We start from the raw sequence: 18202 nt of genomic DNA, 5'->3' as shown, positions 1-18202 counted from the left end.
CGTTTATTTCAGATTAAGATTTCATCAAAGACCTATTTTTTCATTCACCTTATCGTAGACTTCTTTTACTTTTTTTGGAGGATCAAATCGATAACCAACAGACAGTTTTAGAGTAGAAATATTATCATTCAATCGCGGATCGACTTTGTCATCTTGCGCAAAACCAATTGTGTTAAGACTGGCAAAACCAAAAAAACGATCTTTGTTATAAGCCAATTTCAAATTGAAATCTGCTTGATACAAAGCAGAGGTGTCTCCGTCAATAATATTAATTCCGGCACCCAAAGCGAGTCCAGCGCCAATTAAGACGCGATCACTAATTACGAAATTGTAAAAATAGGAGGGCGCAAGTGTTATAACATAAATATCGCCAGGTGACGAATCGGGAGTATTTAAATCTAAATTGGTGTAATAAAAAGAGAAAGTCGGAATAAAACTTCCAGAACTTTTGGTCTGCCATTCGTTTTGACTTACCAATGTTTTAAAAGAGAATTTATCATTAAAAACATAAGCGGTCGATCCGCCAATTTTTGTTGTTCGCATGTTTGGCAATTGCGCAATTATATTATCATCACTAATATAAAATCCTTTCTGATTGATAAAAGTAAACGACTGCATCCATTTTTTTAAGTAAAAACGGGTATTGAAATTAAAATTCTTGGAATGAGAATCACCTTTATTTTGACTTAGAAATTTAGGAGCAAAACCAATTGTGATATCAATGATTTTATAGTTTAATGTAAAACCTATTTGTTCTCTTCGATTCGGAATTAGATTTACATATGTTTTCGGATCGGTATTATCTGAAGCAATCTGAAAACTATTGGAAGTATCTAGATAATAAATACTAGCAGTAATTTTATCATTATATGATTTAAAATACGGATTTTGCAGGGAATCTTTTTGGGCAAAGCACCCAAAAATGCTGATAAAGAATGTGGCGTAAATCAGTTTTAAACGCATAGAAACATAGTTTTAGATAAATTTCAAAAGAAGTTCCATTTTAATAATTCACATAGAGCTATGTGAAAAAATATAATTTTCTAAAATTACCTCTAAGATAGGTCTTTAAATCTATGTTTCTATGTGTTAAATAAATTTTTAGATTAAGAAATCCACTCACGAGGATTTGCCAATACATGGATTAATTTCTCTTCTTCACTACCTGCTTCTGGATGATGATCGTAAACCCATTGCACATGCGGAGGCAAACTCATTAAAATACTTTCGATTCTTCCGTTGGTTTTTAAACCGAACAACGTGCCTTTATCGTGAACCAGATTGAACTCAACGTAACGTCCACGTCGAATTTCTTGCCAGGTTCTTTGCTCTGGAGTATAAGAAAGGTTTTTTCTTCTTTCTACAATTGGAACATAAGCTTCAAGGAAACTATTTCCCACTTCGGTTACAAAATCGTACCAGTTTTCCATAGACATTTGCTCATTTGCTTTGCAGTAGTCAAAGAATAAACCGCCAAGTCCACGGGCTTCATTTCGGTGTGCATTCCAGAAATATTCATCACATTTCTTTTTATATTTTGGATAAAACTCTGGATTGTGTTTGTCACATGCTGTTTTACAAGTTTGATGAAAGTGTTTTGCATCTTCTTCAAACAAATAATATGGCGTTAAATCTTGCCCGCCGCCAAACCATTGTTCGATTACATTTCCGTTTTCATCGTACATTTCAAAATATCGCCAATTGGCGTGCACGGTAGGAACTATCGGATTTTTGGGATGTAAAACCAAACTTAATCCGCAGGCAAAGAAATCTGCTTCGCCAACACCAAACATTTTCTGCATTGTTTCAGGAAGTTTTCCGTGAACGGCCGAAATGTTTACGCCACCTTTTTCGAAAACAGCTCCGTTTTCAATAACGCGAGTTCTTCCGCCTCCGCCTTCTGGACGTTTCCATAAGTCTTCACGGAATTTTGCAGTTCCGTCAACCGCTTCTAATCCAGCGCAAATCTGGTCTTGTAAATTTTGTATGTATGCGTAAAATTTGTCTTTCATGATTTTATATATTCTGATTTAAGAAGTCCGAAATAGACGGTATTTTGCAAAGTGCCGTCACCATTTCTAAATTCATCTCTTAAAATTCCTTCTTGTTTAAAATTATGTTTTAATGCAATTCGTTGACTTGCTAAATTTACTTCTGATGTACAAATGAAAACTTTATTCATTTTTAATTCATCAAAACAAAATTCAAGCGCGTCTGAAACCATTTTGGATGTAATTCCTTTTCCCTGAAAATCTTCGTCAATAAAATAACCTAATTCACATTTTGAAATTCGATAATCGATAGTTTTTACACATAAATAACCAATTAGATTATTTGTTTTGATGTCTCGGGCGAAGAAATAATATCCTTCGCTATTTCTTTCCTTGTTTTTATTAACTGAGATAAAATTTTCTGCCTTTTCTGGTGAGTCAGAATTAGCTAGTGTTACAGGAAATGTTTTTCTAATATGATTTTTATTCTTGTCGATTAGTTTGTAAAACTCCTCAGAAAGAACTTTCTCAATTCGATCTGTTTTCCAATCTATAAAACTCATATGCGGTTGTTTTTTAAAGATGCGATTTTAGTATTTATTCCAAAAGAAAAAACCTTGCTTTCTTGCTGAATATATTGATAAACCGCTAATGCTTTTTCTGAAAAATTATAACTTTCGGTTTTAGAAAATTCAATTAAAATATCAGCAAATTGTTCTAATTGATCCCAATCAAGATGAAGGCGCATTAATAATGTGATTAAATCCTCATTGGAATAATCGACTAAAGTTTCAATGTTTAAAGCGAATTCTTTTAGTTGATTTTCAATTTCTGTCTTTTGTAAATCATCCAAAGGATAAGGCACAAAAACAAGAGTTCGTAACGTTTTGAGAACGTTATCAATTCTTATTTTTTCTTCATCTCGTAAGCCTTTATTTAGCATAATTTAGAATTTATTCGATTTGACAGTTGTTCGGCTAAAAATTAATTTCCCATTTTGAGAAGATTCCTTTTTTCCAAAGCCTTTTAGTATTCGATAAACAAAATACAAAACAGGCAAAGCATAATAAATAAATCCCATACAGATAGGCACATAAGGCTTTTCTATAAATAACCCGCTTGATTTAACGGTTTGGAAATAATGTGATTTTTCTAAAAACTCATTTGTCAGTCCGAATGGAGGGACTATAGAATTTCCAATGCAAACTGCTAGGATTAGGAAAAAGTAGAAAACCGCTTTTGCTGCAGATTTTCCCATTTGATACATTCTGACTTCTGGCGCTACATTTGAAAAGGCAAATCGCATTCTATTTAAAACCGTAAGCAGATAAATATAAAGAATGTTAGTATTAACTACTGATTCATTAAAAGAGTAGGCAAATAATCCGTAGAGTGGGAAAAACACAAAAAGTGACCATTTTTTTGGCATAACCGCCATAAAAACTCCTGAATGAACCATTATAAACTCAAAAGCCATCAAAACCGCTAAGTCATTTATAAGACTTACTGGGTGCAATTCTGGATGCGTCCAAACCATCAAAAACACATAAGCGTAGTACGCCTGAAATCCATATTCGATAAATGAAAACGGTGAGTTTCTGTTGAGGTTTAGATTCGCTAGCATATTTTTTCTTCCTGCAAGGTTTCCAAAACCTTGTAGGTATTAATTATATTGTATTTAAAAATAAACATTTAATAAACCTACAAAGTTTTGAAAACCTTGCAGGAGAACGGAACATAACAATCATTCAAATGTATAAACTTCATTTAAAATATCATTTTTTTGATTATGACAAAAAAGAAAATTAGTAGCTCCTCCAAACAATTCTATAATTTCATCACGTTCAATTTTTGTTTCCTTATTGGAAAAGAAAGCTTGATAAGATGAAAATTTGAAATTTTTAAAATCTAAATCAAAATGATGTTCCGGATTTAAATGAACATAAAGAATCAGTCGCCTTAAATAATTTTCATCTTTTAATCTTATTCTTTTAAAATGTTTTTCGAATAAACTTCCTGTTCTATTGGTTTGTTTATTAAATGCCTTAGCATAAGAATTAAATAAGTTTGAAAATGCTTGTGTAACCTCTTTTTCTTCTACATTTAGACGAATAACTAAGTGAAAGTGATTATTCATCAAGCAGTATGCAAAAACTGAAATTTTATGTTCTGTATATTTAGCTAATTGTTTTAAGAAATAAAGTTTGTTAGCGTCATTTTCAAAAATAGTTGTTCCGTTAATTCCTCTATTATAAATATGATAACAACAATCCTTACTAAGTGTTTCAAGTTTCATTTTTTATATTTACTAAAAAAGTAAGTTTTTACTGTAAATATAAAGAAGAACTTTTATACCTACAAGGTTTTGAAAACCTTGCAGGAAATCAAATCGAGATTGAACACTAAATACTAATTTCCGTATTCTTTCACAGCGTCAATAAACGCTTTTGCGTGGTCTACAGGGATATTTGGTAAAATTCCATGACCTAAATTTACAATATATTTATCTTTTCCGAACTCGTCGATCATTTCGTGAACCATTTTCTTGATAGTCGGAATCGGAGAAAGTAATCTTGACGGATCAAAGTTTCCTTGCAAAGTAATGTTTCCGCCAGATAAATAACGAGCATTTCTAGCCGAACAAGTCCAGTCAACTCCTAGTGCAGAAGCTTTACTTTTACCCATTTCGCCAAGTGCAAACCAGCATCCTTTTCCGAAAACAATAACCGGAGTAATTTCAGCTAAAGCATCAACAATTTGGTTGATGTATTTCCAAGAAAATTCCTGATAGTCAACAGGAGAAAGCATTCCTCCCCAAGAATCAAAAATCTGAACGGCGTTTACTCCCGATTTTACTTTTTCTTTTAAGTATAAAATTGTTGTATCTGTGATTTTTTGCAATAAAGTATGCGCTGCAACCGGGTTTGAAAAGCAAAATCCTTTTGCAGTATCAAAACTTTTAGAACCTTTTCCTTCCACAGCATAACAAAAAATTGTCCAAGGCGAACCAGCGAAACCAATTAACGGAACTTCATCATTCAACATTTCTTTAGTCAATTTCACAGCGTCAAAAACATAACCTAAAGTTTCATTTACATCTGGAACAATAAGTTGATTTACTTGTTCCATTGTACGAATTGGATTTGGAATAATCGGACCTAAATTATCTTTCAATTCAACATGAATTCCCATTGCGCGTGGCACTACTAGAATATCTGAGAATAAAATCGCAGCATCTGGAGCAATTCTACGAATTGGCTGAACTGTAATTTCAGCTGCTAATTCTGGAGTTTCACAACGTGTAAAAAAATCATATTTATCGCGAAGTTCTCTAAATTCTGGTAAATATCTTCCTGCCTGACGCATCATCCATACCGGCGGACGCTGAACTGTTTCTCCTTTTAATGCTTTTAAAAATAGGTCGTTTTTTAACATCTCTTATTTGTTTTTCCTGCAAGGTTTTCAAAACCTTGTAGGTATTATTTGTTGATTTATATTTAAACCTACAAGGTTTTGAAAACCTTGCAGGAAGTCGTAAACATTATTTGTATTCGTGAATTACATCTTCGATCACGTCGTCAATTGTTGGTTGATCTGCGATGATGATATTCTTTGTTATTTTTGATAAAGCTTCTGCGGTGGTATCTCCAATGCAGAAACAGATTTGTTTATTTATGGTATTGTGTTTCAGATAACTTTTAACTCCAGACGGACTAAAAAACAAAATTGCTTCGGGATTTGCTTTTATTTTCTGAGGTTGCAGCGTAGTTTCATAAACCTGAATTTCATTGAATTTAATTCCGTTTTCTTTTAAAGCTTCCGGCAAAGTATCTCTTCTAAGGTTTCCGCTGAAAAAAGTATAGCTTTCATTGCCATAAATCAAAGTGATAATTTCGGCCAAATCTGATGCATAACCGGTGTAGGCAATAACATTAAAACCGTTTTCTTCTAAAAGATTTTTGGTTTTAAGTCCAACGCAGTACACATTTTTCTTTTTTAGTTCTTCTGATTTTGGATCTGATAAAACACTATGAACAGCATTTTGACTTGTAAAAATTAGACTTTCGTTGAGGTCTTTTAATTCGAAAGGTTTGTTTTCTGTTTTAATAAAATCGGCTTCAAGTAATTCAACGCCATATTTCATTAGTTCTTGCTTATGAAAAGGAGATAATATTTTAGTAGATAATATTTGAACTGATTTTGCCATTATTTCTTCAGAGATTCTTTGATTTTCTGCATTAATTCCGTTCCTCCATTATTCAAAATCTCTTGCGCAGAGTTGAAACCTAGTTTTTTCCATTCTGAAATGTCAACCGTTTTATCAATTTCCAATTTTTGTTTTCCGTCAATAGAAAGCAAAACACCTTGAAAATGTAGCGTGTCTTCATCTTCGTTATAAGTCACCAAAGCTCCAATTGGGGCAGTACATCCGCCTTCTAAAGTTCTCAAAAACTGACGCTCGATATGTGTACAGATTTCAGTTTCAATATCATTTAATTGAGAAAGAGCATCCAAAGTATAGTTGTCATTTTCCATTGCCACAACAAGCATTGCTCCTTGTGCCGGCGCGGGAATCATCCAATCTAAATTGATAAAATTTTCTGGTTTTAAGTTGATTCGCTCTAAACCTGCAGCTGCAAAAACAGCTCCGTCCCAATCATTGTCTTGTAATTTCTGCATACGCGTATTTACGTTTCCGCGTAAGTCAACTACTGTATGATTTGGGTATTTGTTGAACCATTGTGCCTGACGTCTAAGACTTCCTGTTGCAATGGTACTTGGATTTGTAAAATCAGGATTTCCTTTATGCACTAGAATATCTAAAACATTGGCTCTTGGTAAAACTGCACCTTGAACGATACCTTTTGGCAAAGCCGTTGGAACATCTTTCATAGAATGCACCGCAATATCAATATCGCCATTGATCATAGCAATGTCCAGCGTTTTGGTAAAAATCCCTGTAATACCTAACTCATAAAGAGGTTTGTCCAGAATAATATCACCTTGAGATTTAACAGCCACAATTGAAGTTTTATAACCTAAATCGTTTAGTTTTTTCTCTACAGTGTGTGCTTGCCAAAGTGCTAATTCGCTATCGCGCGTTCCTATTCTGATTGTTTTTTCAGCCATGTTTTATTTTTTGAACCATATAAGTTATATAAGTAATTTAAGCAGTTTGGGTAAAACACAGTTTTTAAATGAACTTATATAACTTATATGGTTTAAATTTTATTTAAGATGCTTTTATTTTGAAGACTTTTTCGATCCATTCGATGCTTTCATCAACCATGGTATCGTCGTCTTTTAAATGATTGGCAAAATGTGTAGTGATTTTTTGAATGATTCGGTTACTGATGATTTCAGCTTGCTCTTCATTAAAGTCTGCGATTTTTTTACTTTGAAAATCTAGTTCCGAAGCTTTAATAGCGTTTAATTTTTCTTTTAAAGCATTAATTGTCGGAGCAAATTTTCTTCCTTTCATCCAAGTAACAAATTCTTCTTTGATTTCTTCGATGATCGCTTCTGCAGCCGGAATGTGTAATTTTCTATTTTCTAGAGTTTCATCTGTCAATTGAGACAAATAATCCATGTGAATTAAAGTTACACCTTCTAATTCCTCAACATTTTCATGTACGTTTTTCGGAATCGATAAATCCAGAATCAACAAAGGTTTTTTAAGATTTAAAATGGCTTTGTCAACCGTTGGGTTTTGAGCACCGGTTGCTACGACTACAACATCGGCTTTTTGAAGTTCTAAATGTAATTCAGAATAATCTTTAACAATCAGATTTAACTTTCCTGCTAATTTCTCTGCTTTATCTTTAGTTCTGTTGATTAAAGTGATATGCTCGTTTTTAGTATGTTTTACTAAATTCTCGCATGTATTTCTTCCGATTTTTCCAGTTCCAAAAAGTAAAATATTTTTGTTGCTGATATCTTCTACATTTTTAAGAATGTATTGTACCGATGCAAAAGAAACCGAAGTAGCTCCAGAGCTAATCTCCGTTTCGTTTTTAATTCTTTTGCTCGCTTGAATAACAGCATTTACTAGTCTTTCCATAAAAGCATTCGCTAAACCTAAAGATTTTGAATGAATGAAACTAGTTTTAATTTGAGATATAATTTCGAAATCGCCTAAGATTTGACTATCTAAACCAGTTCCTACGCGAAATAAATGATTTATTGCTTCTTGATTTTTGTAAACGAAACCAACTTTTTGAAAAGCATCAACAGAACCGTTGCTGTTGTCGCAGATAAGTTTTATTAATTGAAATGGATGTTCAGCAAAACCGTAGATTTCAGTTCTGTTGCAAGTTGAAGTAACTAGTAAACTTTCTATTCCATCGTTTTTAGCTTGTTCCAGCAGGCGAGTTTTCGCAACGGCGTCCAAACTAAATTGACCTCTAACCTCAGCATCAGCTTTTTTATAACTCAGACCAACTGAGTAAAAATAAAGGTGTTTCGGTACGTTATTGTTTTCCATAAATTCACTTTCATAAAAGTGCAACAAAATTATTACTATACCATCGATAAAAATAACGCTAAAAGTACTTTTTATGTCGCTGTATGTTTTTTTGAACCTAAATAGGTGTTTTGAGTAAAAAGGACTACTTTTGTAGCAAAATCAACTCCTTTGAAGTGATTAGTTTAGAGTCGTTCTAAATAACATTTTGAGTTTGTTTTGATTTTCGTTTCAAAAAAATATCGCTATGAGTTCTCAAGAAGTTATAAAAATTGAAGACGACTTTACGCTGATCCGTTTTCAAAACGATGATTCAGAACCTTTTTATGCACAGCACGAAATAATAGGTACTGGCCTGATACAGTTTCACTTCGGGATAAAAGGAAATGCAAAATTTTTATTCAATCAAGGCAATTATGCTTTAGAATTGAAAGAAGAAAAATCGTTGCTTTTATACAATCCACAGAAAGAATTGCCGCTAAATTTAGAGCTGGCTCCAAACTCGTGGGCAATTTCGGTAATTGTATCAATCAAGAAATTTCACGCCTTATTTTCTGCCGAAGCCGATTATATTACTTTTCTAAGTCCTGATAATAAGGATAAAAAGTATTATAACGAAGGAAATATCAGTCCGTCAATGGCAATTGTGCTGAGTCAGTTGTTTCATTATAACCTTCATCCTTCTATAAAAAACCTCTATTATAAAGGAAAAGGATATGAATTGTTGAGTTTGTATTTCAACAGAACCGAAGATCCAAATGCAGAACAATGTCCGTTTTTGATTGATGAAGATAATGTTTTGAAAATCAGAAAAGCTAAAGAAATTATTATCGCTAATATGGCCGAACCACCAGGACTGCAAGAATTGGCAGATGAAATTGGTTTAAATTTGAAAAAACTCAAAATGGGTTTTAAACAAATTTATGGCGATACAGTTTATGGTTTCCTTTTCGATTATAAAATGGATTTCGCTAGAAAATTATTAGATAGCGGTTCTTATAATGTAAACGAAGTTGGACTGAAAATAGGTTATAGCACAGGAAGTCATTTTATCGCGGCATTCAAGAAAAAGTTTGCCACGACTCCGAAGAAGTATTTGATGTCGATTAATGCGAATGTTTAAATTTTTTTGCCACTAATTTGCTTCGCCTATTCGCTATCGCTCGGGTCACTAATTAGCACGAATTAAAAAATCTGCAAGATCTGCGAAATCTGCGTGAAAAAAATTTTCGAATTAGCTAAATCAATTTTGAATATTCAATAATAAAGAAAAAGTAATAATTATCATATTTCGAATAAAGTACAGCGTTTACTTTTGCCGAAATTTTTAAAAACAAATAAAAAGCTTAAAGCCTAGCGCTTAAAGCCTAAAGCAAAAAACACATAATGAAAGGCGCACTTTTAATAAACTTAGGATCACCAGACAGTCCAACTCCAAAAGACGTAAAACCTTATTTAGATGAATTTTTAATGGATAAATACGTGATCGACGTTCCGTATTTATTAAGAGCATTATTAGTTCGCGGTATTATTTTAAGAAAAAGACCAGAAGAATCGGCTCACGCGTACGCGAAAATCTGGTGGAAAGAAGGTTCGCCGTTAATTGTTCTTTCTGAAAGAATGCACAAAAAAGTACAGCCTTTATCAAATGTTCCAGTTGCGCTTGCAATGCGTTACGGATCTATGACAATCGAAAAAGGTTTGCAGGAATTAAGCGATCAAGGCGTAACAGAAGTTTTGCTTTTCCCGCTTTATCCGCAATATGCGATGGCTTCTACATTAACGATTTTGGTTTTGGCAGAAGAAATTCGCAAGAAGAAATTCCCTCACATGAAATTCTCAGATGTTCCTGCGTTTTATAATAAACCAGATTACATTAAAAACGTTGCAGATTCAATTAAAAAACATCTGCGTGATTTCGATTACGATCAGTTAGTGTTCTCGTACCACGGAATTCCAGAGCGTCACGTTCGCAAGACAGATAAAACAAAATCACATAAAAAATTCGTAACCAACGAAATGTGTTGCGAAGTTGGAACTCCAGAAGCTGAATTCTGCTATAGAACACATTGCTACGAAACTACTCGTTTGGTAGTTGAACAATTGGGAATTCCAAAAGAGAAATATTGCGTTACTTTCCAATCAAGGTTGGCGGGCGACAAATGGCTTGAGCCATATACAGATGTTGAAATCGACAATATGCCTAAAAGAGGAATCAAGAAAATTGCGGTTGTAACTCCAGCTTTCGTTACGGATTGTTTAGAAACTTTAGAAGAAATCGCAATGCGCGCCAAAGAAGATTTTGAAGCAAATGGAGGAGAAGAATTCCTTGCGATTCCTTGCTTGAATGATGATGACGAATGGTGCCAAACGGTTTCTAATTGGATTAATGATTGGGCTAAATAATTTACATCAGTGAAAAAATCTATTGTATTGATGTCAATTATTTTGATTGTTATTCTTTTTGTCTCTATTGCAAAATTATTTTTTGGGACAGATAATAAAATCTTAAAATATTCAACATTAAATAAGAACCAAATAATTTTGGCAGGCGAGTGGTATAATACAAAAGATTCTACGGCAGGAATAAGTTTCAGAGATGATAAATTAGCCTTTTTCAAGAATTTTGTTTTTAATGATAATGAAATATATAAGTATTCAATTATCGATTCTATATATGAGGAAGGAAATTACAAAAATATTAAAGGTCAATACTTGATGATGTTGGGAATTTCTAATGACACCATTTATAAAAAAATTATAAAGAGAAATAATAATGTCTTAACCTTAAAGATTGATTCAGAAAATCAATCATATATCAGAAAAGGGTTAATTAAACATTTTAGAAAAATAAAGGAATAAAGGGATGGAATATTATAATTATTTAAAATCACTGCATCTTATATTTGTGATCACTTGGTTTGCAGGTTTGTTTTATATCGTGCGTTTGTTTGTTTACCAAATTGAGGCAAATGAAAAACCTTCGCCAGAAAAAGAAATTCTACAGGCACAATACAAAATAATGGCCTACCGTTTGTGGTATATTATTACATGGCCATCGGCGGTTTTGGCAAGTATTTTTGCTTTTTGGATGTTGTTTTTTACAGATGCGGGCCATATTTGGCTTTCGCAGTCTTGGATGCACGTAAAATTATGTTTCGTTTTCCTATTATATTTATATCACGGAAAATGTCATCAAATTTTTAAGCAATTACAAAGAGATGAGGTAAAATATTCCAATAATTTTATGCGTTTGTGGAATGAAGGCGCGACCATTATTCTATTTGCTGTTGTCTTTTTAGTAGTTTTAAAAAGTGCCATCAACTGGATTTTCGGTGTAATCGGAATTATTTTATTCTCGGTTTTAATTATGCTGGGATTCAGGTTTTATAAGAGAATACGAGAAAAAAAATAAAGAGTTTGCCACGAATTTCACAAATTAGCACGAATTAAATTTTATAATTTTTTGCCACAGATTAAAAGGATTTTAATGATTTTTTAGCGTTGCGTATAATCCCATCAATCATTTTAATCTGTGGCAGAAAAAAATAATTAGCGTAAATTCGTGTAATTCGTGGCAAAAAAGAAAATTATGCTAAACAACTTCAAAATGTCAATGCTATCGCTTCGTACCAGGATTTTCCTGTCGATGATTGTATTGATTGTTGTGGCATCTTTTTTATTGGCTTCGATTTCTATTATTCAGTTTAAAACTGAGGCCAAAGAATATCATCAGGAACGTTTAGAACGAAAAGAAAATGCGGTAAAAGAACATATCAATTACGTTCTGGCAACTACGACTTATCCGTTAAAAACTCAGAATCTGGATTTGATTTTTAAAGATAAAATCCACGAACTGGCACAGATTCATAAAATCGAAATCAACATTTACAGTCTTGACGGCAAACTTTTAAAATCTTCAAAAGAGTCTTTTGCGGTTGACAAAGCACCGCCACCAATTCCAGAATACATTCTCAAATTAGTTCGATCTTCGATTGAAAAGCGGTTTGTAGACATAAAAACGATTGATGGAGTTAAAAACCGATCTTCATATAGTTTAATAAAAGACGAAAAATTCAAACCACTCGGAATTCTGAATCTTCCGTATTTAGAAGACGACGGATATTACGATAACGAATTGAATACTTTCCTGATCCGTTTAAGTCAGGTGTATTCTTTTATGCTTATTGTGGCTTTTGCATTAGCATATTTCCTTTCAACTTATATTACAAAATCACTTAAAACCATTTCAGATCGTTTGGAAGAAACCAATTTGGATCAGAAAAACGAAAAAATTGTGTTAGAAGCTAACAGTAAAGAAGTCAATTTCTTGATAAAAGCGTATAATGGAATGGTTGACAAACTGGAAACCAGTGCGATTAAATTGGCACAAAGCGAACGTGAAGAAGCTTGGCGCGAAATGGCGAAACAAGTCGCACACGAAATTAAAAATCCGCTTACGCCAATGCGTTTGACGGTTCAGAGTTTCCAGAGAAAATTTGATCCTACTGCTCCTGATGTGAAGCAGAAAATGAATGATTACTCCGAAACCTTGATTCAGCAGATTGATACTATGACAGCTGTGGCCTCGGCGTTTTCGAACTTTGCTTCAATGCCGGCGCAACAAAATGAAACGCTGAATGTAGTTGAGGTTGTCGAACTGGCTTTGGACATTTTCAACGAAGATTATATTTCTTTCGAAAAAGAAGAAGAAGAAATCATTTCTAAAATGGATCGTACGCAATTGATCCGTGTAATTACCAATTTGGTTAAAAATGCAACTCAGGCCATTCCCGAAAGCCAGTTTCATAAATCAATTGTCGTATCTGTAAAAAGAAGTGGCAATAATGTTGAGATTGCAGTAAAAGACAACGGAATCGGAATTCAGAAACAAGATATAGGAAGGATTTTCGAACCAAAATTCACTACCAAAACCAGCGGTATGGGACTTGGACTCGGAATTATCAAAAACATTATAGAAAATTACAAAGGAACAATTACCTTTGAGTCAACTTATGGAAAAGGAACTACGTTTACAGTTTCTCTCCCGATCACGAACTCATAAAATATAGCGTCATGAACTACGAAAATCTTTTAATTTCTATTGAAGAAAATATCGCGACAATTACCATAAACAGACCAACAAAATTGAATGCTTTGAATAAAGCAACAATTAGTGATCTAAGTAAAGCGATAAAATTATTGGGTAAAAATGATGATATCCGCGTTATTATTTTAACGGGAAGCGGTGAGAAAGCATTTGTCGCTGGAGCTGATATTTCAGAATTTGCTAATTATACTATTGTTGAAGGCGCGCAATTAGCTGCTGAAGGTCAAGAATCCCTTTTTGATTTAATCGAAGGGTTGAAAAAACCTGTTATTGCAGCAATAAACGGATTTGCATTAGGAGGCGGATTAGAATTGGCAATGGCATGTCATTTTAGAATTGCTTCTGACAATGCAAAAATGGGACTTCCAGAAGTTACTTTAGGATTAATTCCTGGTTATGGAGGAACACAGCGTTTGCCTCAATTGGTTGGAAAAGGCCGTGCGATGGAGATGATCATGACCGCTGCAATGATTTCTGCAGAAGAAGGAAAACAATACGGTTTAGTAAATCACGTAGTTTCTCAAGCTGAGCTTTTGTCTTTTACGAATGTAATTGCTCAAAAAATCATTAAAAATGCGCCTTTCGCTATTGCGAAAGCTATAAAAGCAATCAATGCTAATTTTACAGATGGTAAAAACGGTTTTGATGTTGAAATAAAATCATTCGGAAAATGCTTTGGAACTGCTGACTTTAAAGAAGGAACAACAGCATTTTTAGAAAAACGTAAAGCCGAATTTACAGGAAAATAAAATTTTCTTAACCGTAAAAAATATTAATTTTTAGCCACAGATTATTTGGATTAAAAGGATTTACAGGAATCTGTGTTAATCTCTATAATCTGTGGCTGATTTTTTTGCTCAATTCTTGTGTTCTTTGCGTAAATCTTTGCGACCTTTGCGGTTAAAATAATAGACAAAGATTGTAAAAGCCTTAGTCCCGATAGCTATCGGGATAACATCTCAGAACCTTAGCACCTTTAAAAAAAATGTACGAACCAATATTTGCCCTTTTTTGTGAACGAGTTAAAGAAAGCATCCAAAACGGAACTTTTGCAAAACTGACTTTGGCCAAAACCATGGGCGATACAGAACTTAAAAATGTATATTTCCGATTGGTTCTCAATGAAGATAATACATTCTCAATTTCGCTGACTTTTAGATATAAAACAGAAGAAGTAGAAAGCATTCATACTTTAGATGAAGCCTTATTGATTTTAGGCACTCACATTAAAAACCCTTTTTTAACCGCGCTTTTATTTACAACTAATGATGATGTTACTTTTAAAGTAAATAAAAAAAATGCTGGAAGTATTATCGAACAGCTTCCAACGTTTAAAAATGCTTCGCCGGTTATGTTGGAAATGATTGAGAAGGGAATTGTTTAGAACTCTAATTTTCAAACTCAAATAATGGAAGAATTAAAGGGGATATTATGGCGACAATTTGGAGCTGTAATAGATATGCTGGAAAGTTCAATTTTAGTTTGTCCTGATAATTTTTGGGATAAAAAAGATTTTTGGTATTCTGTTTATCACACCATTTTTTGGATTGATTATTATTCATCTGTAAAACCAGACGAATTTTCTCCGCCACAACCATTTTCCTTATCTGAGTTTGATCCAGAAATAATTTTGCCTGAAAGGATTTATCTAAAAGAAGAATTGCTTGAATATCTTGAGCATTCCCGTAAAAAGGTTTTCCTTTTAATTGAAGGCTTAAATGAAGAAACTTCAAAAGAAAGATTCATTACAAAGAATAAGGATTTTAACAGAATTGAAATGATTTTATACAACATGAGACATGTTCAGCATCATGTTGGCCAGTTGAATTTATTGCTAAGACAAAACGTAGATGTAGCTGGAGAATGGGTTTCTCAAACGGATAAAAAATATTGATATTTGTGAAGATCCTAAGAACCGTTACATATAGCTCTGCAAAACAACCTCTAAACCAGCTTTACAAACAAATTAGAAGCAATTTTATTCGAAATAGATAATTCCGTACCATTCACTTTAATTTTAACTGATAGATCGAAGGATTCTTTAGAAAGCAATTCAATTTTTGAACCCAAAGCAATTCCTTGTTTGTCCAGATATTTCAAAAACTCCGAAGAAGTATCTTTTACGCCAACACAAACTCCAGTTTGATTTTCTTCAAGCTCTGATAAAAGGTATTTTTCAATTTTAATGATTCGCCCATTTGCATCTGGAATAGGATCTCCGTGCGGATCTTCGGTTGGATTTCCAAGAAAATCATCCAAACGATTAATCAATTGTTCCGATTTGATGTGTTCGAGCTGTTCTGCAATATCGTGCACTTCATCCCAGCTAAAGTTTAATTTTTCAACCAAAAACACTTCCCAAAGACGGTGTTTTCTCACAATCATTTTTGCAGCTAACTTTCCATTTTCAGTTAGTGATACACCTTGGTATTTTTTATAATTCACCAAATCTTTCTCTGCTAGCTTTTTAAGCATATCGGTTACAGAGGAAGCTTTCGTTTCCATAATTTCCGCAATAGCATTCGTGCTAACTTCTGTTTCTGAAGCAGCAGTCAGATGATAGATCGATTTTAAGTAGTTTTCTTCTGAAAAGGTCATTTTTTTAAGCTTCTAAGTTTCTAAGATGCTGAGATGCTAAGTTTTCTTTTAGGCTTTTAATAAAAAGCTTAGAATCTTAGTAGCTTAGCATCTTAGAAACTTTATTTAACAATCAACAAAGGTATCGAAATTTTATGTCTCAATTTATCTACTGTTGTGCCGAAAAGAATATCTTTCAATCCAGTGTGACCGTGGGTTCCCATGACTAGAATATCGAAACTTCCTTCGTTTATAATTTTCGGAATTACGCTGTTTGGTTTTCCAAATCCAAGTTCGGTTTTAATTTTGAACCCTTTTTCGGAAAGCATTTCTTTATATTTTAATAATAATTTTTCATCGATTGTAGTTTCGTGATCGTGAATATTAACGCCATACATTAAAGCACCAACGGTTTCTACAATGTGAATGAGGGTATATTCTGTGTCAATGCCACCCAATTCAAAGGCTTTGTTTAAAGCCACTTCGTCTGCACTTGAGAAATCTACTGAAATAGCAATATTTTGAATGCTCTGACTTTGTTTAGGCGAAAAATGAAGATTCAGCTTATGCGGTGAATGGTTTATTGTTTTTGATTTGAATTTGGCGATAAATGGTTTGAAAATGATGTATAATAATAACGCCGAGAATCCAAAAGCCAAAGGAACAACAGTAAGCCAGAGAATTGTCGGATGATTCGAACTTGCTAACCATGAAGTGATTTCGTCATAAACCAATTTCGCATTCAGAGAAACAATAATCGAAGCAATAATCCAAGAAACAACCTGTGTGGTTCTAGAAATATGAAAACCATTCATTTTAGATTTATCGCTCACAAAGTGAATCAGCGGAATAATGGCAAATCCCAATTGTAAACTCAAAATCACCTGACTTAGAATTAAGAGCTTTCCCGTGACGCTTTCGCCATAAATTAAAATTACGATTACAGCAGGAATAATAGCAATTAAACGCGTTATGATTCTACGAACCCAAGGTTGAATTCTAAAATGCAGATAACCTTCCATTACGATTTGACCGGCTAATGTTCCTGTTACCGTCGAACTTTGTCCAGCAGCGATTAAGGCGACAGCAAATAAAACGGGTGCCCATTTGGTTCCTAACAACGGTTCAAGAAATTGATGCGCGTCTTGAATTTCTGCGACTTCAAACATTCCGTTTTTATGGAAAGTGGCTGCGGCAAGAATTAAAATGGCAGCATTTACGAAGAAAGCAAGATTTAAAGCTATGGTTGAATCGATTAAATTGTATTTTAAAGCTTGTTTGATTCCCGCTGGCGTTCTGTCAAATTTTCTTGTCTGCACTAAAGACGAATGCAAATATAAGTTGTGTGGCATTACAGTCGCTCCAATAATTCCGATCGCGATATATAAAGCCGCAGAGTTTGGAATTGAAGGAATAAGTCCTTCGAAAATCTTATGAACTTCAGGTTCTGCAAAAATCATTTCAAAAATGAAAGAGAGGCCAATAATCGCCACTAAAGCAATAATGAATGCTTCCATCTTGCGAATTCCTTTATTGATTAGAAAAAGCAATAAAAAGGTGTCTAAAACGGTAATGAGAACAGCTTCGAGTAACGGAATTCCGAAAAGCAGATTTATTCCTATCGCCATTCCAAGAACTTCGGCAAGATCACAGGCTGCAATTGCAATTTCGGCAAGAAAATATAAAATGTAATTAATGTATTTGGAATAGGTTTCTCTTGATGCTTGTGCGAGGTCGCGCTGAGTTACAATTCCGAGACGGGCGCTCAAACTCTGCAAGAGCAAAGCCATTAAGTTGCTCATTAATAAAACCCAAACTAAAGTGTAGCCAAATTGGCTTCCGCCGGCAATGTCTGTGGCCCAGTTTCCTGGATCCATATAACCAACGCTTACTAAATATGCAGGGCCTAAGAAGGCTAAAATTTTTCTAAAACCTTTTTTTTTGTTTTCGGTTGAGACCGATTCATGGACTTCTTCTAAAGATTTAGTCATTGTAAAAGTATTGTTTTCACAAATATAGAGAAAAATTATATTCGCGAAACAATATTTTTAGACGAGTCTA

At 33.6% G+C, this 18202-nt stretch carries 20 protein-coding genes; 8 read left to right on the top strand and 12 right to left on the bottom strand.

Annotation, left to right across the window (positions count from 1 at the left end):
* Positions 1–24 precede the first annotated feature (24 nt).
* The 10 genes from AC1Q5Z_RS09070 to hemA form a co-directional block, all read right to left on the bottom strand.
* On the bottom strand, positions 25–963 hold the full coding sequence (locus AC1Q5Z_RS09070) for a DUF4421 family protein (protein ID WP_492444444.1): 939 nt from the start codon (positions 961–963) through the stop codon (positions 25–27).
* A gap of 143 nt (positions 964–1106) precedes the next feature.
* Positions 1107–2012, bottom strand: coding sequence for an oxygen-dependent coproporphyrinogen oxidase (gene hemF / locus AC1Q5Z_RS09065; protein WP_492444443.1), 906 nt, complete (start codon positions 2010–2012; stop codon positions 1107–1109).
* Positions 2009–2554, bottom strand: a complete 546-nt coding sequence (locus AC1Q5Z_RS09060) for a GNAT family N-acetyltransferase (RefSeq protein WP_492444442.1) — start codon at positions 2552–2554, stop codon at positions 2009–2011. Before AC1Q5Z_RS09060 ends, hemF begins: the two co-directional genes overlap by 4 nt.
* Positions 2551–2934, bottom strand: coding sequence for a hypothetical protein (locus tag AC1Q5Z_RS09055; protein WP_198855124.1), 384 nt, complete (start codon positions 2932–2934; stop codon positions 2551–2553). Before AC1Q5Z_RS09055 ends, AC1Q5Z_RS09060 begins: the two co-directional genes overlap by 4 nt.
* Positions 2935–2937: 3 nt before the next feature.
* Positions 2938–3615, bottom strand: a complete 678-nt coding sequence (locus tag AC1Q5Z_RS09050) for a hypothetical protein (protein ID WP_492444440.1) — start codon at positions 3613–3615, stop codon at positions 2938–2940.
* Between the two features lie 120 nt (positions 3616–3735).
* On the bottom strand, positions 3736–4287 hold the full coding sequence (locus AC1Q5Z_RS09045) for a transposase (protein ID WP_492444438.1): 552 nt from the start codon (positions 4285–4287) through the stop codon (positions 3736–3738).
* 113 nt (positions 4288–4400) lie between these two features.
* Complete coding sequence (gene hemE / locus AC1Q5Z_RS09040; protein WP_492444436.1) at positions 4401–5426, bottom strand: uroporphyrinogen decarboxylase; 1026 nt, start codon at positions 5424–5426, stop codon at positions 4401–4403.
* Between the two features lie 106 nt (positions 5427–5532).
* Positions 5533–6198, bottom strand: a complete 666-nt coding sequence (locus AC1Q5Z_RS09035; protein WP_492444434.1) for a uroporphyrinogen-III synthase — start codon at positions 6196–6198, stop codon at positions 5533–5535.
* Positions 6198–7121 (bottom strand): hydroxymethylbilane synthase, encoded by a 924-nt coding sequence (hemC, locus tag AC1Q5Z_RS09030; RefSeq protein ID WP_343584690.1) that lies wholly within the window; start codon positions 7119–7121, stop codon positions 6198–6200. Before hemC ends, AC1Q5Z_RS09035 begins: the two co-directional genes overlap by 1 nt.
* 103 nt (positions 7122–7224) lie before the next feature.
* The gene (hemA, locus tag AC1Q5Z_RS09025) at positions 7225–8475 is read right to left on the bottom strand and encodes a glutamyl-tRNA reductase (protein ID WP_111377704.1); all 1251 of its coding nucleotides are present in this window, start codon (positions 8473–8475) and stop codon (positions 7225–7227) included.
* 226 nt (positions 8476–8701) lie between these two features.
* On the opposite strand from hemA, the gene AC1Q5Z_RS09020 reads away from it, so the two are divergent.
* From AC1Q5Z_RS09020 to AC1Q5Z_RS08985, 8 genes are all read left to right on the top strand, one after another.
* Positions 8702–9577: a helix-turn-helix domain-containing protein gene (locus tag AC1Q5Z_RS09020; RefSeq protein WP_492444433.1), complete on the top strand. Its 876-nt coding sequence runs from the start codon at positions 8702–8704 to the stop codon at positions 9575–9577.
* 263 nt (positions 9578–9840) lie between these two features.
* Positions 9841–10860: a ferrochelatase gene (gene hemH / locus AC1Q5Z_RS09015; RefSeq protein WP_343584693.1), complete on the top strand. Its 1020-nt coding sequence runs from the start codon at positions 9841–9843 to the stop codon at positions 10858–10860.
* 9 nt (positions 10861–10869) lie between these two features.
* The gene (locus tag AC1Q5Z_RS09010) at positions 10870–11316 is read left to right on the top strand and encodes a hypothetical protein (RefSeq protein ID WP_492444431.1); all 447 of its coding nucleotides are present in this window, start codon (positions 10870–10872) and stop codon (positions 11314–11316) included.
* Between the two features lie 4 nt (positions 11317–11320).
* Positions 11321–11869, top strand: coding sequence for a CopD family protein (locus AC1Q5Z_RS09005; protein WP_343584697.1), 549 nt, complete (start codon positions 11321–11323; stop codon positions 11867–11869).
* Positions 11870–12103: 234 nt separating this feature from the next.
* On the top strand, positions 12104–13519 hold the full coding sequence (locus tag AC1Q5Z_RS09000) for a sensor histidine kinase (protein WP_198855529.1): 1416 nt from the start codon (positions 12104–12106) through the stop codon (positions 13517–13519).
* An 11-nt stretch (positions 13520–13530) separates the two neighbouring features.
* A complete protein-coding gene (locus AC1Q5Z_RS08995; RefSeq protein ID WP_286969772.1) occupies positions 13531–14313 on the top strand; it encodes an enoyl-CoA hydratase/isomerase family protein in 783 nt (260 codons plus the stop codon).
* A 236-nt stretch (positions 14314–14549) separates the two neighbouring features.
* Entirely contained in the window at positions 14550–14948 is a 399-nt protein-coding gene (locus tag AC1Q5Z_RS08990; RefSeq protein WP_492444428.1) for a hypothetical protein, read from the top strand.
* Between the two features lie 24 nt (positions 14949–14972).
* Positions 14973–15458, top strand: coding sequence for a DinB family protein (locus AC1Q5Z_RS08985; RefSeq protein WP_198855134.1), 486 nt, complete (start codon positions 14973–14975; stop codon positions 15456–15458).
* A gap of 50 nt (positions 15459–15508) precedes the next feature.
* Here the strand turns inward: AC1Q5Z_RS08985 and AC1Q5Z_RS08980 are convergent, their stop codons facing one another.
* Entirely contained in the window at positions 15509–16162 is a 654-nt protein-coding gene (locus AC1Q5Z_RS08980; RefSeq protein WP_198855135.1) for a metal-dependent transcriptional regulator, read from the bottom strand.
* A gap of 101 nt (positions 16163–16263) precedes the next feature.
* Positions 16264–18132 carry an Nramp family divalent metal transporter gene (locus AC1Q5Z_RS08975; protein ID WP_492444426.1) on the bottom strand — a complete coding sequence of 623 codons (1869 nt, stop codon included), beginning with the start codon at positions 18130–18132 and terminating at the stop codon, positions 16264–16266.
* Positions 18133–18202: the final 70 nt, after the last annotated feature.

The sequence above is a fragment of the Flavobacterium sp. GW823-FHT06G12 genome (genome assembly GCF_058794775.1).
Note: the sequence above shows the minus strand (reverse complement) of the source record. Positions and strands in the feature narration are given on the sequence as shown.

What these genes read in the sequence shown, in the direction of transcription:
- AC1Q5Z_RS09070 (WP_492444444.1), bottom strand. Translation starts at nt 963, where the DNA reads ATGCGTTTAAAACTGATTTACGCCACATTCTTTATCAGCATTTTTGGG.
- hemF (WP_492444443.1), bottom strand. Translation starts at nt 2,012, where the DNA reads ATGAAAGACAAATTTTACGCATACATACAAAATTTACAAGACCAGATT.
- AC1Q5Z_RS09060 (WP_492444442.1), bottom strand. Translation starts at nt 2,554, where the DNA reads ATGAGTTTTATAGATTGGAAAACAGATCGAATTGAGAAAGTTCTTTCT.
- AC1Q5Z_RS09055 (WP_198855124.1), bottom strand. Translation starts at nt 2,934, where the DNA reads ATGCTAAATAAAGGCTTACGAGATGAAGAAAAAATAAGAATTGATAAC.
- AC1Q5Z_RS09050 (WP_492444440.1), bottom strand. Translation starts at nt 3,615, where the DNA reads ATGCTAGCGAATCTAAACCTCAACAGAAACTCACCGTTTTCATTTATC.
- AC1Q5Z_RS09045 (WP_492444438.1), bottom strand. Translation starts at nt 4,287, where the DNA reads ATGAAACTTGAAACACTTAGTAAGGATTGTTGTTATCATATTTATAAT.
- hemE (WP_492444436.1), bottom strand. Translation starts at nt 5,426, where the DNA reads ATGTTAAAAAACGACCTATTTTTAAAAGCATTAAAAGGAGAAACAGTT.
- AC1Q5Z_RS09035 (WP_492444434.1), bottom strand. Translation starts at nt 6,198, where the DNA reads ATGGCAAAATCAGTTCAAATATTATCTACTAAAATATTATCTCCTTTT.
- hemC (WP_343584690.1), bottom strand. Translation starts at nt 7,121, where the DNA reads ATGGCTGAAAAAACAATCAGAATAGGAACGCGCGATAGCGAATTAGCA.
- hemA (WP_111377704.1), bottom strand. Translation starts at nt 8,475, where the DNA reads ATGGAAAACAATAACGTACCGAAACACCTTTATTTTTACTCAGTTGGT.
- AC1Q5Z_RS09020 (WP_492444433.1), top strand. Translation starts at nt 8,702, where the DNA reads ATGAGTTCTCAAGAAGTTATAAAAATTGAAGACGACTTTACGCTGATC.
- hemH (WP_343584693.1), top strand. Translation starts at nt 9,841, where the DNA reads ATGAAAGGCGCACTTTTAATAAACTTAGGATCACCAGACAGTCCAACT.
- AC1Q5Z_RS09005 (WP_343584697.1), top strand. Translation starts at nt 11,321, where the DNA reads ATGGAATATTATAATTATTTAAAATCACTGCATCTTATATTTGTGATC.
- AC1Q5Z_RS09000 (WP_198855529.1), top strand. Translation starts at nt 12,104, where the DNA reads ATGATTGTATTGATTGTTGTGGCATCTTTTTTATTGGCTTCGATTTCT.
- AC1Q5Z_RS08995 (WP_286969772.1), top strand. Translation starts at nt 13,531, where the DNA reads ATGAACTACGAAAATCTTTTAATTTCTATTGAAGAAAATATCGCGACA.
- AC1Q5Z_RS08990 (WP_492444428.1), top strand. Translation starts at nt 14,550, where the DNA reads ATGTACGAACCAATATTTGCCCTTTTTTGTGAACGAGTTAAAGAAAGC.
- AC1Q5Z_RS08985 (WP_198855134.1), top strand. Translation starts at nt 14,973, where the DNA reads ATGGAAGAATTAAAGGGGATATTATGGCGACAATTTGGAGCTGTAATA.
- AC1Q5Z_RS08980 (WP_198855135.1), bottom strand. Translation starts at nt 16,162, where the DNA reads ATGACCTTTTCAGAAGAAAACTACTTAAAATCGATCTATCATCTGACT.
- AC1Q5Z_RS08975 (WP_492444426.1), bottom strand. Translation starts at nt 18,132, where the DNA reads ATGACTAAATCTTTAGAAGAAGTCCATGAATCGGTCTCAACCGAAAAC.